The 14,984-nt window shown below is 41.4% G+C and carries 13 protein-coding genes; 11 read left to right on the plus strand and 2 right to left on the minus strand.

Annotation, left to right across the window (positions count from 1 at the left end):
- The first annotated feature begins 176 nt into the window (after positions 1–176).
- The 11 genes from EQG49_RS07855 (at position 177) to EQG49_RS07905 (ending at position 12,851) form a co-directional block, all read left to right on the plus strand.
- Complete coding sequence (locus EQG49_RS07855; RefSeq protein ID WP_133363460.1) at positions 177–1,217, plus strand: WxLIP family cell surface protein; 1,041 nt, start codon at positions 177–179, stop codon at positions 1,215–1,217.
- 5 nt (positions 1,218–1,222) lie between these two features.
- Positions 1,223–2,116: a peptidylprolyl isomerase gene (locus EQG49_RS07860; protein ID WP_133363461.1), complete on the plus strand. Its 894-nt coding sequence runs from the start codon at positions 1,223–1,225 to the stop codon at positions 2,114–2,116.
- Between the two features lie 319 nt (positions 2,117–2,435).
- Positions 2,436–3,356 carry an ATP-binding cassette domain-containing protein gene (locus tag EQG49_RS07865; RefSeq protein WP_133363462.1) on the plus strand — a complete coding sequence of 307 codons (921 nt, stop codon included), beginning with the start codon at positions 2,436–2,438 and terminating at the stop codon, positions 3,354–3,356.
- Positions 3,313–4,719 (plus strand): transporter substrate-binding domain-containing protein, encoded by a 1,407-nt coding sequence (locus EQG49_RS07870; RefSeq protein ID WP_133363463.1) that lies wholly within the window; start codon positions 3,313–3,315, stop codon positions 4,717–4,719. The genes EQG49_RS07865 and EQG49_RS07870 overlap by 44 nt, the downstream gene beginning before the upstream one ends.
- Before the next feature lie 83 nt (positions 4,720–4,802).
- Positions 4,803–5,294: a YbaK/EbsC family protein gene (locus EQG49_RS07875; protein ID WP_133363464.1), complete on the plus strand. Its 492-nt coding sequence runs from the start codon at positions 4,803–4,805 to the stop codon at positions 5,292–5,294.
- Between the two features lie 121 nt (positions 5,295–5,415).
- Positions 5,416–6,078 carry an HD domain-containing protein gene (locus tag EQG49_RS07880; protein WP_133363465.1) on the plus strand — a complete coding sequence of 221 codons (663 nt, stop codon included), beginning with the start codon at positions 5,416–5,418 and terminating at the stop codon, positions 6,076–6,078.
- A gap of 1 nt (position 6,079) precedes the next feature.
- Positions 6,080–6,490, plus strand: a complete 411-nt coding sequence (locus EQG49_RS07885; protein WP_133363466.1) for a hypothetical protein — start codon at positions 6,080–6,082, stop codon at positions 6,488–6,490.
- A 910-nt stretch (positions 6,491–7,400) separates the two neighbouring features.
- On the plus strand, positions 7,401–8,129 hold the full coding sequence (locus tag EQG49_RS07890) for a GntR family transcriptional regulator (protein WP_133363467.1): 729 nt from the start codon (positions 7,401–7,403) through the stop codon (positions 8,127–8,129).
- 48 nt (positions 8,130–8,177) lie between these two features.
- Positions 8,178–8,816, plus strand: a complete 639-nt coding sequence (locus EQG49_RS07895; protein WP_133363468.1) for a TMEM175 family protein — start codon at positions 8,178–8,180, stop codon at positions 8,814–8,816.
- Between the two features lie 466 nt (positions 8,817–9,282).
- A complete protein-coding gene (locus EQG49_RS07900) occupies positions 9,283–11,721 on the plus strand; it encodes a phosphoketolase family protein (protein WP_133363469.1) in 2,439 nt (812 codons plus the stop codon).
- A 923-nt stretch (positions 11,722–12,644) separates the two neighbouring features.
- On the plus strand, positions 12,645–12,851 hold the full coding sequence (locus tag EQG49_RS07905) for a hypothetical protein (protein ID WP_133363470.1): 207 nt from the start codon (positions 12,645–12,647) through the stop codon (positions 12,849–12,851).
- 68 nt (positions 12,852–12,919) lie between these two features.
- Here the strand turns inward: EQG49_RS07905 and hflX are convergent, their stop codons facing one another.
- Complete coding sequence (gene hflX, locus EQG49_RS07910) at positions 12,920–14,206, minus strand: GTPase HflX (RefSeq protein ID WP_133363471.1); 1,287 nt, start codon at positions 14,204–14,206, stop codon at positions 12,920–12,922.
- A 16-nt stretch (positions 14,207–14,222) separates the two neighbouring features.
- On the minus strand, positions 14,223–14,891 hold the full coding sequence (locus tag EQG49_RS07915; protein ID WP_133363472.1) for a histidine phosphatase family protein: 669 nt from the start codon (positions 14,889–14,891) through the stop codon (positions 14,223–14,225).
- Positions 14,892–14,984 lie beyond the last annotated feature (93 nt).

A 14,984-nucleotide genomic window follows, 5' to 3' on the forward strand; every position in this document is an offset into this window, starting at 1 on the left:
TTTTGTACGCCCATGGTTTTAACGTATTAGCTTGAATACAGGCCAGATGTTCACAAAAAATACATCATTTGGCTGATTATTTGTTCAAAAATGCTTGCTACAATTAACAGAATTACAAGATTAGTAATTTTTTGCCAAGCATACATAAATTATTGAATAAGAAGGAATGCGTCCTCATGAAAAAATTGTTCGCTAGTATCATTGCAACACTAGGTATGTTCACGTTGATGACCACAACAGTTAGTGCCAACCAGTTTAACTTTGCTGTTGAGCCGCAGTTGCCTAAGAATCAGATTAATAAAAAACATTCATATTTTGATTTAAAAGTTGCCCCCAATCAAAAGCAAACACTTGAAGTAAAACTTAAAAATGATACCGATAAACCGGTGGTAGTTGAAGCTCAAATTAATACCGCTAAAACCAATAGTAATGGGGTTGTTGAGTACAATTCCGACAAATTAAAACTAGACAAAAGTTTACCAGTTGCCATTAAAGACATTTTAACAGCACCCGAAACGATTACGATTCCAGCTAAGTCAGCAAAGAACTTAAATTTGGCCTTAAAGATGCCGGCGAAACAATTTAAAGGTGTATTAGCGGGTGGGATTACATTCAAAGAAGTTAGCACAACTAAAGAAGCTGCAAAGAAAAAAGGGGTTTCGATTGTTAATAAGTACGCTTACGTTGTGGGGGTAGTTTTACGTGAAGAAAACACACCAGTAGCAGCAACCATGACGATGCCAAAAGCGTATGCGGGGCAAGTTAACTTCCGCAATAACATCATTGCCGAACTCCATAACACTTCAGCCAAATATATTAACCAAGTTGAAGTTACTTCAAAAATTTACAAGAAGAACGGAACTAAAGCCCTCTATTCTAATAAGAAAAATCAATTGCAGATGGCACCAAACGCAATCATGGACTATCCAACTTCACTAGGTGGACAACGTTTACAAGCCGGGAAGTACACGATTAAAGTTGATGTAAAAGCTGGTACGGATGAATGGCATTTTGCAGAAGATTTTGAAATTACCCGCCGCGAAGCACGGAGCCTCAATGAGCAAGATGTTACGGTTACCGAGGATAACACATGGTGGTTTGTCGCTGCCGGAGTGGTATTACTGGTGGGAGTGATTGGCTTGATCTACTATCGGTTGCGCAAAAAGGATAAAGAAAATAAAGCTTTGCGGGCCCAACTGGAAGAAACAGGTAAATAACGACAATGAAAATTAATAAACAGATTATGTATGCGGCGGTAGCCGGCGTAATTTTGGGTGGCGCAATGGGGTTTGGTAGTGCAAATCAACGTGACCACGCCAGTGAAACGTTAGTTACGACTAAATACGGTAAAATTAGCCAACAAAAATACTATAATCAAATCAAAGACAGTACGAGTGCTAAACAATTGCTGCAAGCCGAAATCACAAAGCAAATCGTGCAGCACAAGTACGGTCATAAAGTTAGTGACAAAATGGTTAATGAAAGCTATCAAAATACCGCCGCGGCGTTTGGTGCGGATTGGGATGCGGCTCTAAAGAAAAGTAGTTACACTGAGAAAACCTTTAAGCAACAAATTCGTGATAATTTTGAAATGCGGATCGCAATCACTGAAAACATGGAGTTAAGTAATCAAGACTACGTGGCACGGTTCAAAACGTTCCAACCTAAAGTTACAATTGCACAAATTATGCTAGGTAATGAAAAAGATGCTAAAAAAGTAATTAAGCAACTTAATGCAGGGGCTGATTTTAATGAATTGGTAAAAACTGAATCCTTGGACATGGCGACCAATAGTCATGATGGTGAGTTAGCGCCATTCGATAACAATACCAAAATTGATACAGCGATTAAGACCGCCGCCTTCAAATTAAAAAAAGGCGAGTACAGCAGCACCCCAGTTAAAGGGGCAGAGGGTTACTACGTAATTAAGATGTTGAGTAACTCCGACAAAGGCACTTGGCAAGCGCATAAGGCTGAATTAAAGAATTTAATTGTGGATGAATATATCGCGGGCGAACATGGCGCCGGTATGAAAAAAATTATCAAAAAACTTTATCAAGCAGCCAACGTGGATATTACTGACAAGTCACTCAAGTCATTAGAAACAGTCAAATAATGAATCAGTGATATTTATGTGATGGTACAACATATTAGATAGCTCGATTACGCCTTCTTCTGAGGCTGTAATCGGGTTATTTTGTGATGTGATCAAAATAGTGCATAAGGGATATTCGTGGTGCGTGAGTATTCTTAACCAAATGTACAGAAACGACAATTCCGCGCTAGACTAAATAAAATTATCATTTGCTATTTTTTTATTTAGTCTAGCTGAGAAGTGTCACGGTAACTTCATAGTTTCTTATCAGAAAATGTATTAAGAATCGGTATGATGGTAAATAACTATACTAAGCGTGCGCGTAAGATGGGAGGCCATAATGACCTTACAAGTTAAAAATTTAACAAAAAGTATTCAAAATAAAGTCGTCTTAGAAAATGTGAACATTGAATTTAAAACTGGTGAAATCGTGGGGCTCGTTGGCCGAAATTCAGTTGGATTATCAACGCTTTTAAAAACGCTAACCCGGCGTTCAAAGATTGATGCCGGGGATGTTTTATATAATGGTGAATCAATTTTTGTGAAAACGGAGTTACTACAAAAGATAAACTTTACCAACGCGACGTGGAATTTTTTTAGCAGTAATACGCTTTTGCAGATTGCGAAAACTTTTGAAATTGCTTACCCGAATTTTAAAACGTATTCGCTGCTTGGGCAACTTGAAGAACGTGGGGTACCAGTCGAAGAAAAGTATAGCCGACTCTCAACGGGGATGCAGGCACTTTTTCGGGTCATGTTGGGCTTTGCGACTAATGCGGAATATATCTTATTGGATGAACCCTTGAATGGGATTGATACAATTTGGCGTGAAGAAGTTATCGAGGTAATTCGTAAGGAAATGGCGGCACGCAAAGTAGGCGTTGTGATTACTTCGCACCACTTGAACGAGCTTGATTTATTAGCCGATCGTATTGTTATTTTACGTAATCGGACCGTGTGGCATGAATACGCCCATAACGAACTTAACGAAAAGGCACGTAAGCTACAAATTGTGGTCCGCGACGAAGATACTGACTTTTCGGATATTCCAGGGACGGTTATCGAGCACGAAGGACACGTGTTCAAAATTGTATTTAGTGAATATGCAGATGAAACCCATCAAAAAATTGAAGCGCTAAATCCGATTTTTTACGAGTTTTTAAGTGTGACCTTGGATGATTTATATCATGTGACAATTGATGAAGGGGAGGTAGAGGATGCAAATGATGAATACGCGAATGAAAAAGACGACCAAGAATAATAAAGTGCGCCAGATTGTCTTGATGGTTATTGCGGTGTGCTTTGGTTTGCAAATTTTTGGTGGGCAAATGAATGCTGATACACGGGAATATTCAATCGGTCTTGAGGATAACTATGCCCCGTTTTCATCAAAAAATGAAATAGGTCAGTGGGTGGGAATATCACCGGATTTAATGAAAGAAATTGCGGCACTGGAAGGTTTTGAGTGCAGATTTGTGGAAAAGAATTTTAAGGAAGCAAGTGATCAAGTCTTAAGCGGTGAAATTGATGCGACAATGCCCGTTTCGATTATACCGGAACGTCAAGCTGGCTTTGACTTTTCAGAGCCGTTTTTTAAATCAGGAATCGTGGCCGCGATTTATCAAGGGACCGATATCAATAGTTTAGAGGATTTGAAGGGTAAAAAAGTTGGGGTTAAGCGTGGAACAACGGATGCGATGCACGCTTACAAATTAGCGGCAAAATATAATTTTACAGTTGTTGAATCGAGTAACACGCACGCCGTGTATAACGATGTAATCATTGGCAAAGTCGCGGCAACATTTGACGACGAACCCATCATTGAAAGTCTGATTGATAACGGGGTGCCGTTAAAAATTATTACTAAACCGGTAAGTATTACTAGTAACTCATTGATAGTTAAAAAGGGTACTAATTCTGAATTGATTCAAAAATTCAATCATGGTTTGGCGCAACTAAAAAAGAGTGGCCGCTATGATGAAATTGTTAAGCAATATATGCCGACAAAACGACCGCAACCAACCATCACTGCCGAAATGACGACCGTTGACATGGGCGATTTTTGGCGGGCTAACAAAAAAGTATTACTACTTGGTTTAGTGTTATTAGTAGTGATGTTTGGTGTGATTTGGGTGCTGGCACGAGCATTGGCGCTTAGTTTGTATCACCATAGCAAGAAGCACCCAAAACTTGATGATTTATTGGAACGAATCCCAGCATTTATAATTGGGAATGTTGTAGTACTTGTTGTTGGGGTAGTACTGGCACTTGTCTTGGCACAGTTTTCTACGTTTAACTGGGTTGGTTGGATTATTGGAGTGGTTTTGATTACCCTCTTAGAAGGATTGGCATTTGCCAAGCGCTTGGACCAAGTTACAATTGCTGACACTAAGCTACGGCGTAAAGTATTACGGCAATACCATTTACGTGGTGTGGTGCGTGATATTTTAGTTCTTGCCATGGCTGGATATTACATTGCCACTGCAACTGGCACGATTAAAATGATGGTAGATGTGTATGCGTTTGAAATTTGGAGTGGTATCTTCGTTGGTTTTATTGTAATTCTGAGTATTTTAACAATTTGGCAACGTAAAGTGGTCCACATAATTGAAGATAATAACTAACAAAAGCCAAGCAATTTGCTTGGCTTTTTTGTACACTATAACTAATATATTGATTCTAATTCAAAGTTATTGGAGGCTCGAACGTGGGTAAGAAAAAAGATAAATTAAAGAAGACACTGCCAGAACAAATGCTGGATAAAGCCGGTGTGGCGTATGAAAGTTTAGCCTTTGCTTGGCATGAAGAACATGGTGTCGCTCAGTTTGAACATGGGGATATCGAAGAACACAGTATTTATAAGACTTTGGCATTGATTGGAAATGTTACCGGACCGGTGGTTGGTGTGGTGCCTTTGGATTATCATTTATCAGAAAAAAAGTTAGCAGCAGTTTCTGGTAATAAAAAAGTGGACATGATTCCACTGAAGGATTTGGTGAAGACAACGGGTTATGTGCACGGTGCTAACAATCCGGTCGGTATCTGGCAAACTAAGCATTTTCCGATTTTCATTGATGAAGAAGCCAAACGCCAAGGCACGATGATTGTTTCAGGTGGTGAAGTTGGCCGCTCAATTAAGATTGACGCCACAGAATTAGCAGAATTTGTTCACGCAAAGTTCGTAGATTTACGCCAATAGACATTTTTTGTGAAGGAAAAGTTTTTTGGTCCTATTTAGGGCATAAAAAGACCTAATCAGCATTCACAGAAATGTTAGGGGTCCTTGGTATACTAGACATATGGAAGAGTAGGAAGCAAATATGAAGCAAGAAGTACAATTACAAGCCATCACAGAATTTACGGAGCGAGTTCTGGGTGGTGATAAATCTGGGCACGACATGTCCCATATTCATCGCGTTGTTCAAAGTGCACGAGCTATTTTAGCAACGGAACCTACTGCTGATCCATTTATTGTAATCGCTGCAGCAACATTACACGATACGTATGATGATAAGTTATTTACCGACGTGGCAGCAGCTAAGGCCGACGTGGTCGCAATGCTGATAGCCAATGCGGTTAGCTCAGATACGCAAGCTGCCATTTTTTTCATCATTGATAATATGTCGTGGTCGAAAACCATGAATGGAGAAGGTCTACCATTAGATATTAACGGCCAGATTGTCCAAGATGCCGATCGATTAGATGCAATTGGCGCAATGTCAATCGCCCGTGTGTTTATCTTCGGTGGTGGGCACGGTCATATCATGTATGACCCGGCAATCAAGCCACGCACATCAATGTCAAAAGCCGAATATCGGCGCGATGACGAAGGCACAATGATTAATCATTTTTACGAGAAATTACTATTACTAGTTGACCATTTAAACACCACCAAGGCCAAAACGGTCGGCGCACATCGCCAACAAATTATGTTGGACTACTTAGCCGCATTCAAGGAAGAATGGGACGGAAAGGATCTCTAAAATGTCAAAACGGCTTTTCTGCTTAGCAACATTATTAGTATTTATTAGTGCCACGCTGAGCGGAATTGCTGGCATTTTAAATCCAAATGAGCTCGGCATGGTTAATGTAGAAGACCTCCAAAACGGTCCATTTACTGATTTTTTGATCTTGTCAGTAATTTTAACTGTGGTAGGAATTATTAATGCAATAGTGTTAATTATGGTGCGGGTAAAACCAGGTCACCTCGCACAAGCGGGAATTGGTGTTGGTGCAATTCAAGTTGCTTTGGTAATTGTTCAAGTATATATTTTTGCGGGAATCACTCTGTTTGATATTATGTATTTGTTACTAGGAACATGGCAAATGCTATATGGGATTAAGGCACTGCATACCCAACGCTTGCGGGCATGGTGGACGAAAGCGGTAGAATGAATAATAACTCTATTTCGTCTGACGTGGAATTGAATACAAATGGCCACTCCGTGCCAGTAAATTACTTGGCGCACCACGCTGGAAGCAGCCTCCCAAGCCAAAGTGCGGTCTTGGTCGGTTCGGATAAGTTGGAACTCTACGGGAATAAATTCCCTGGACTCCTCATCTTATCCTCAGCGGAAATATGTGCTTCACACATATTCCCCCAGTCGCGGTGTAAAGGCTACGCCCGCCAAGCAATTTCTAGCCACTCCGTTAGTTAGGTATAATGTAACTAGTGAAAACAGTTACTAATCACAGACCTCAGTAATATGGAAAAAACACTGACAATAGAACCTCAGCAAGTCGGTGACTGAAAAGTATAGAAACGACAATCCCACGCCCGATAAGTAAGGCTGTCCGAATTATTGATTACCGCTAAACTTGCAGCGACAAGGATTGCGGGCATATTACTAGTCAGACTGCCTGCTCAAACTAACGAAGGGGCTGGAAACAGGCTGGACTTTAGCTCGCACCGTGATGGCATAATCAATAACGGGTTTCGTTATTGATTATGGATTTGTGAAGATGGTTACCGCGTTAACGCAAGCTTCGCAAGCATTTGAAGACCGCATTGTGGCTTCAAATGCTTGTCTTCCATCACGGTGTCCAGGCTGTTTCCAGACACGTAGTGGGAATCAATCTGAGACGCATATCCAAATTCCACGCTAGAAAAATTTAGCCGGAATAATACACGCCACGCAAATTTAGAGATTGCGTGGCGTTTTTTGTGCAACAATAATTGGTCCTAATTTTAAATGAATTGGTCTTTATTTATGATACAAGTGGTCAGACCAATTTATTTTTTGTATAATAACATTGGACAATTAAAAAATGGAATAGATAAATAAACACAACGAAAGGAATTCACATGGCTGATGTCATTTACATGCAGGTTTTAGCCGACCTCAAGCACCGGATTTACAGTAATGAATTTCCTGATAAGAAGTTACCTGACGAACGGTCTTTATCAGAAAGTTACGGGGTAAGTCGTTCTTCAATCAAGCGCGCGTTGAATATTTTGGCGGCACAAGGAATTATTTTTAAAAAACGTGGTTCAGGAACATTCGTGAATCCACTTTATTTGAAAAACCAACCAATTTTCCATAATGAAGGCTCGAATTTAGGGGTGACAGATAGTTATCAACTTGGTGGGCAAGCGCCAACGATTAAGTTACTTAACTTTCAAGTGGTACCGGCTAATGATGACTTACAGCAAGCTTTGTTCCTAGATGAAGGGGACTTTGTGTACCAAATTGAACGTTTACGTATCTTGGATGGGGTGCCGTTCATGATTGAAACGGGCTTTATTCCAATCAAGGTGCTACCTGAATTATCAACGGATAAAGTTGAGGGGTCAATCTTTAACTATGTTGAGGAGACTAAGAAAAAAGCGGTCACCAAGTCATTTATGTCAGTGATGGCGGAACCATCGAATGCTGCGGATCAGGAGTTATTACAACTCACAGCTTATGAACCAGTCGGCATCATGGAAGGGATTTTCTTCTTAGATGATGGGACCCCATTTGAAGTGTCGACGATGCGTATCAATTATAAATATATGAAGTATAATGCTTTTGTCAGTTTAGATGCTGAGTAATTGGAATGACTAATAAGGCATGTGGAAACTGGTAAGAGGGGGAACTTGATGAAAATTGAAAGATTACAAGCGTTTAGTGATGGAATGTACGCGATTTTAATTACGATTTTGGTTTTGGAATTTGTGGTGCCAGAATACCAAGTCGGACATTTGCTTGATGGAATGTTGAATCAATGGCCGATTTTCTTTGCATATATTTTATCGTATGTTTATGTAGGGACGCTCTGGTTATTTCACCATGATTTTTTCTTATCATTGAAGCAAATTGATCGTAAACTGAACATTATCAACATGGTCTCATTGTTCACAGTCACACTCATTAACTACCCAACTTTATTAGTCGCTGCAACACTAAAACGCGGTAATATCAACGATTTACGGGTAGCATTTATGACGTATGCATTTGTAGCGATGCTGATTTCACTGACGTATTTTTGGCTGTATAGTTACGCTGCTAGCCATAGTGAATTAGCGGTCAAAGGTGACATGAATAAGGAGTTATATTCACGGATTAAGTATGATCCATGGCGGTCAGTAGCGGTGTATGGACTAGCGATTGGCCTAATGTGGTTGAGCGCTTGGCTCGGTGCCGCAATGGTGGTTGCCGGGATTATCTGGCACTTTATTGCATATATGCGCTTAGGACGGAATTTACACGAATTACATGCACCCGAACATAAAAAATAAAGTGAAAACAGCATTCAGCGGGATGCTGTTTTTTTGATGGAAAGTTAAACCTGAAGTCCGCTTTCAGCTGGCGATATGAAATTGCTTGCAAAATCAATTTGGGAACAGTCTTTAAAATAAAAAGTTCATTATTTAAGTAGATGTTTATTTACCTTGGGAATGCCTTTGCTGACGCTAGTTTGGGACTTGTATCTGCCATAAAATAATCAAAGAACAGCAACTAAACAATATTCTAATGCCAATTCGTGGTATTTTGTGCGCAAAGACGTTACAATTACACTCGTAACGTGAAGTTGCAGATATTTTAGTACGGGAAATTTAGGCGGCTTTTTAATTGGACCGCTCCAATTGAAAAATTAGTTGACTTTTATTTTTATCGGGCTAAAATATAACTTGTAAAGCTTAACAATTGTGTTGAGTTTTTAGCACTTTAAAACTTTTAATTAAAAAAGGAGAGCTATTCCAAATGGCAGTAGATTACGATTCACAAGAATATTTGGAAAACGTTGACGCCTGGTGGCGTGCAACTACTTACATCTCAGCCGGTGTTATTTACTTGAAGGACAACGCTTTGTTCTCAGTAACTGGTACTGAACTTACAGCTGCAGACGTTAAGGCAAAACCAATCGGACACTGGGGTACTGTTTCAGGTCAAACTTTCTTATATGCACACGCATCACGTTTGATCAACAAGTACGACTTGAACATGTTTTATGTTGAAGGACCTGGTCACGCCGGTCAAGTTATGTTCTCAAACTCATGGATCGACGGTTCATACACCGAAGATTACCCAGAAATCACTCGCGACCTTGAAGGTTTGAACCGTTTGTACAAGCGTTTCTCATTCCCAGGTGGTGTTGGTTCACACGCAACTGCTCAAACTCCAGGTTCACTTCACGAAGGTGGAGAACTTGGTTACTCACTTTCACACGGTGTTGGTGCTATCTTAGATAACCCAGACCAAATCGGTTTCGTTGTTGTCGGTGATGGTGAATCAGAAACTGGTCCACTTACTACTGCATGGCAATCAAACAAGTTCATCAACCCTATTACTGACGGTGCTGTGTTACCTGTCTTGGATCTTAACGGTTTCAAGATTTCTAACCCAACTATCTTGTCACGTTACAAAGATGAACAACTTGTTAAATACTTCGAAGGTTTCGGTTGGAAGCCATACTTCATCGAAAACGATGATATCCACGACTACATGACTTACCACAAGTTGGCAGCCAAGGTATTCGACGAAGCTATCGAAGACATCAAGCAAATCCAAAAAGATGCCCGTGAAAACGGCCGTTACCAAGATGGTGAAGTACCATTCTGGCCAATGGTTGTTGCTCGCCTTCCTAAGGGTTGGGGTGGTCCAAAGGTTGACGAAAAGGGTATGCCTGTTGAAGACTCATTCCGTTCACACCAAGTGCCATTGTCATTCTCATCAAAGAACTTTGATGCCGACGTTGACATGTTCAAAGACTGGATGGCTTCATACCGTCCAGAAGAACTCTTCAACGAAGATGGTACTCCAAAGGACTTCTTGGTAGAACTTGCACCTAAGGGTGACAAGCGTATGTCAATGAACCCAATTGCTAACGGTGGTGTTGGCCGCGGAGAAGATCCTAAGCAACTTAACTTGCCTGACTACAAGGCCTACGCTTCAGACGTTACGCCTGAAAACCGTGGACACCTTCAATCAGAAGCAAACCGTAACATGGACATGTGGGTTCTTTCAACTTACCTCCGTGAAGTTACTGACCGTAACATGGAAGACTTCCGTTTCTTCGGACCTGATGAAACTATGTCTAACCGTCTCTGGGACTTGTTCGAAACTACTGACCGTCAATGGATGGAAGAAGTTCGCGAACCTAACGATCAATTCGTTGGTGCCAAGGGTCGTATTATTGATTCACAACTTTCAGAACACCAAGCTGAAGGTTGGTTAGAAGCCTACACATTGACTGGTCGTCGCGGATTCTTCGCATCATACGAATCATTCCTTCGTGTTGTTGACTCAATGATTACTCAAATCTTCAAGTGGTACCGTCAAGCTGACGAAATCACTTGGCGTAACAAGTACCCATCATTGAACTTGATTGCTACTTCTACTGCCTTCCAACAAGACCACAACGGTTACACTCACCAAGATCCAGGTCTGTTGACTCACTTGGCTGAAAAGAAGACTAAGTACATCCGCGAATTCTTGCCAGCTGATGGTAACACTTTGTTGGCTGTTGCTGACAAGTCACTTCGTTTGAACCAAACCATTAACTTGATCGTTGCTTCTAAGCAACCACGTCAACAATGGTTCTCAATCGACGAAGCTACTGAATTGGTAGAAACTGGTCTTAAGACTATCGAATGGGCTTCAACTGTTGCTGATAACGAAACTCCTGATGTTGTGTTCGCCGCTTCTGGTACTGAACCAACTATCGAAGTATTCGCAGCTGTTTGGTTGCTTAACCAAGCATTCCCAGAATTGAAGATCCGTACTGTGAACGTTGTTGACTTCTTGCGTCTTAAGAAGCAAGACCCACGTTCATTGTCAGACGATGAATTCGACGCTATCTTCACTACTGACAAGCCAGTTGTATTCGGCTTCCACGGTTACGAAGATCTTGTTAAGGACATCTTCTTCGATCGTCACAACCACAACCTTGACGTTCACGGTTACCGTGAAGAAGGTGATATCACTACTACTTACGACATGCGTGTATACTCACAACTTGACCGTTTCAACTTGGTTAAGGACACTGTTGCTCGCTTGACTGACGTATTGTCAGCTGATCAAATTGCTGACACGACTGCTAAGATGGATGCTATCCTTGCTAAGCACTTCGACGTTACTCGTAACGAAGGTATTGACATTCCTGAATTCACTGACTGGAACTGGTCACCACTTAAGAAGTAATCTACTGCCGATTATCTCTTCAGTTATAGTAATTAAAAAAGCTCATTGGTCTTTTAGACCGATGGGCTTTTTTGTATTTCGTCTGACGTGGGATTTATAAAATGCGATGAGATGTATGATGCCACTGCGTGCCTGAAAATCACATTGTGCACCGAAATGGAAGCACATGCCCAAGCCACGTGCTTATGCCTGAGGTACGGCAACGCAAAACATTCCAGCAGTTTGTTTTCAACAAACAACTGAATCTAATCAAAACCCGATTAGATTAGCCTTCCAGGCTGAATGTCTGTCTTGGGCAATTCGGGATAGCTGACAGTCTAATGGCTAAAGCCAAAAGACTGCTCACATTTGTAGCTACGCTGGACAAATAAGGCCCGGTCGGCTCTACCCTCAGCGACAAACTCGACACATGGTGTCACGTCCCATTTCGGTGTAAAGCCTGCCGGCCACAAAGTGATTTTCAGTCACTCCGCTAGATAAGCGTGGAATTATTGATTATCGCTAAACCTGCAGCGACAAGGATTGCGGGCATATTACTAGTCAGATTGCCTGCTCAAACTAACGAAGAGGCTGGAAACAGGTTGGACTTTAGTTCGCACCGTGATGGCATAATCAGTAACGGGTTTTGTTACTGATTATGGATTTGTGAAGATGGTTACCGCGTTAGCGAACCAAGCTTCGCAAACATTTGAAGACCGCACTGTGGCTTCAAATGCTTGTCTTCCATCACGGTGTCCAGACTGTTTCCAGCCTCGTAGTGGGAATCAATCTGAGACGCATATCCAAATTCCACGCTAGAAAAAATTTAGTCACAAATTTTTGTCACATTCTAAGCCTTGATTCACAGATTCTTTAAAGTTAATTGTTATTCTGGGAGTAGGAAATATTGCCATACAAATTATCCGAAACGAGGTAATCAAATTATGACTGATGAACCAAAGAAAGTTGCTTTTGATGATGAAATTGATACCACAAAAAATGATGATATCGTTGGCACACCAGAGCACAAACACAATGTAGAATTGTTGCATGACATCGAAAGCGAACCACGGCGCGTAACTTTTGATGAAGAAGTCGATATCCGCGAAAATGATAAGTTTTCAAATCTTGATAACGAACTCGATGCTTAGACAATTGAACAAATGAAAAACGCGAATTCCGGTTGTGGAATTCGCGTTTTTTAGTAAAGTTATTTTACTTATTCAGAATAAACGTACTTTTCAAAACGGGCGGCATCAGCTGATTGGAGTTCAACGTTCAAAAGGGTACCTTCTTCAAGGTATTCGGTTGAATTGATGTTAGCGTGTTCGTTCAAGTATGTTACGACTTGACCATCGCTGAATGGAATCAAGAGATTTTCAGTCACGTAATCCTTGAAAACTTTTTCCTTGATGATTGCTAATAAAGCATTCAAGGAATCATCTTCACGCGCTGAAATAATGATGTTATCACCTTCGCGAGTTGGGTAAGCAACGGGTGCTTGCGCCAAATCCGCTTTGTTGAACGTAATAATCATTGGAATATCGGTAACCCCGATTTGTTTCAATGTGAGTTCGGTTGTTTCCATCATGTCTTTGTAGTTAGGGTCTGAGTAGTCAACCACTTGGAGCAAGAGGTCAGCCTTAGCTGCTTCCGCCAGAGTTGAACGGAAGGCACTCACCAAGTTGTGAGGCAACTTAGAAACGAACCCAACTGTATCGCTCAGCAAGAATTGCTTTTGGTCAGGCAAAGTTAATTGACGAACCGAAGTGTCCAAAGTGGCAAAAAGCATGTTCTTTTCAAAGACGGTCTTGTCTTCACCTTGGCCATACATCCGCACAAGCCCGTTCATAATCGTTGATTTACCAGCATTGGTATAACCGACGAGGGCGACAGTTGGGATACCTGATTTATCACGTTGGGCGCGACGGGTATCTTCAGACTTGGTGATAACTGAGAGTTCTTCTTTTAAATGAGTAATGCTATTTTCGATAGTCCGGCGATCCATTTCGAGCTTAGTTTCACCAGAACCACGGTTGGTAAAGCCACCACTACCAGAACCAGCTGTTTGTTGGTCCATGCGGACATTCATACTAGTCCGCAAGCGTGGAAGTTGATATTGGAGGCGCGCAATGGCAACTTGCAATTTGGCTTCCTTTGACTTGGCACGATTGGCGAAGATATCCAGGATTAAACCAGTCCGGTCAATCACTGAAGCACCTGTTCCAGCTTCGATGTTCCGAATTTGGGAAGGTGATAATTCATCATTAGTAACAATCAAGGATACGCCGGTTGCTTCAACGAGTTCCTTGAGTTCTTCAACTTTCCCTTTACCAAAGTAAGTTCCGGCATTGGGGCGGTCGAGTTTTTGAGTGACAGTTTCAGCCACTTCCATGTTATTAGCATCAATTAAGTTAGCTAATTCTTCCATTGAGTAGGCAAAACTGGGATCATTTTTATCTAAACCAGCAATGATGACCGGTTGTACTTCAAATTGTTCTTCCATTAAGTAGCCTCGTTTCTTATCCGGGAAGATTATCAGTTTCGTTGTAGAACACAACTTTGACGGTATCTTCTGTTAATTCAAGTTTAGTAATTGCACCATTGGCGGGTGCTTGACCTTCATATGCTTTTAAACCAAAGCGGCCAGCAATTGAGCGAATTGTTGCTCCGTGTGATACGAGCAAGACATTATCACCAGGTTCTTGGCGATCGCGTAAAATATCAAGACCAGTGTTGATACGATCCCAGAACTCTTGGGCGCCTTCAGCGTGTCCATAAGGATCGCCGGCTTTGAAAGCTTCCATGGTACCATCGGCACCTTCAGAGGCCATCAATTCGGTGAATGATTCAACGTTTTCGAGTTTAGCAGCGACCATGCTAACGGCAAATTCACCCGTTAAACCTTCAAATGAACCAAAAGAAACTTCTCGGAATTCAGGCATTGGAGTTGGTTCAGTGAGGGCGCTTGCTTGGTTTTCGCTCAAGATGTATTTTGCAGTGTTAACAGCCCGTGTCAAGTCGCTTGAGTAAGCAGCATCAAAGCTAACATCTTTTAATACACGGCCGGCACGGTGCCCATCGGCAATTCCTTTTTCAGTAAGGGGCATGTCGCTCCATCCTTGCATACGCTTGTAAAGGTTGAAATAAGTTTGTCCGTGGCGGACGAGATAAATGTTAATTGGTTGCATGATTGTGATCTCCTTTTAATCGGATTGCTATAAGTAAAAAATACTCTCACCTATAATAGTAACATACGATAGCATTAAACTCTGGTCTGGCGT

The sequence above is a fragment of the Periweissella cryptocerci genome (genome assembly GCF_004358325.1).
GTDB lineage: Bacteria > Bacillota > Bacilli > Lactobacillales > Lactobacillaceae > Periweissella > Periweissella cryptocerci.

Bases quoted from the DNA above. Each gene is read 5' to 3' on its own strand.
- EQG49_RS07865 (WP_133363462.1), top strand. From the start codon at position 2,436: ATGACCTTACAAGTTAAAAATTTAACAAAAAGTATTCAAAATAAAGTC.
- EQG49_RS07855 (WP_133363460.1), top strand. From the start codon at position 177: ATGAAAAAATTGTTCGCTAGTATCATTGCAACACTAGGTATGTTCACG.
- hflX (WP_133363471.1), bottom strand. From the start codon at position 14,206: ATGGAAGAACAATTTGAAGTACAACCGGTCATCATTGCTGGTTTAGAT.
- EQG49_RS07900 (WP_133363469.1), top strand. From the start codon at position 9,283: ATGGCAGTAGATTACGATTCACAAGAATATTTGGAAAACGTTGACGCC.
- EQG49_RS07880 (WP_133363465.1), top strand. From the start codon at position 5,416: ATGAAGCAAGAAGTACAATTACAAGCCATCACAGAATTTACGGAGCGA.
- EQG49_RS07870 (WP_133363463.1), top strand. From the start codon at position 3,313: ATGCAAATGATGAATACGCGAATGAAAAAGACGACCAAGAATAATAAA.
- EQG49_RS07915 (WP_133363472.1), bottom strand. From the start codon at position 14,891: ATGCAACCAATTAACATTTATCTCGTCCGCCACGGACAAACTTATTTC.
- EQG49_RS07885 (WP_133363466.1), top strand. From the start codon at position 6,080: ATGTCAAAACGGCTTTTCTGCTTAGCAACATTATTAGTATTTATTAGT.
- EQG49_RS07860 (WP_133363461.1), top strand. From the start codon at position 1,223: ATGAAAATTAATAAACAGATTATGTATGCGGCGGTAGCCGGCGTAATT.
- EQG49_RS07905 (WP_133363470.1), top strand. From the start codon at position 12,645: ATGACTGATGAACCAAAGAAAGTTGCTTTTGATGATGAAATTGATACC.
- EQG49_RS07890 (WP_133363467.1), top strand. From the start codon at position 7,401: ATGGCTGATGTCATTTACATGCAGGTTTTAGCCGACCTCAAGCACCGG.
- EQG49_RS07895 (WP_133363468.1), top strand. From the start codon at position 8,178: ATGAAAATTGAAAGATTACAAGCGTTTAGTGATGGAATGTACGCGATT.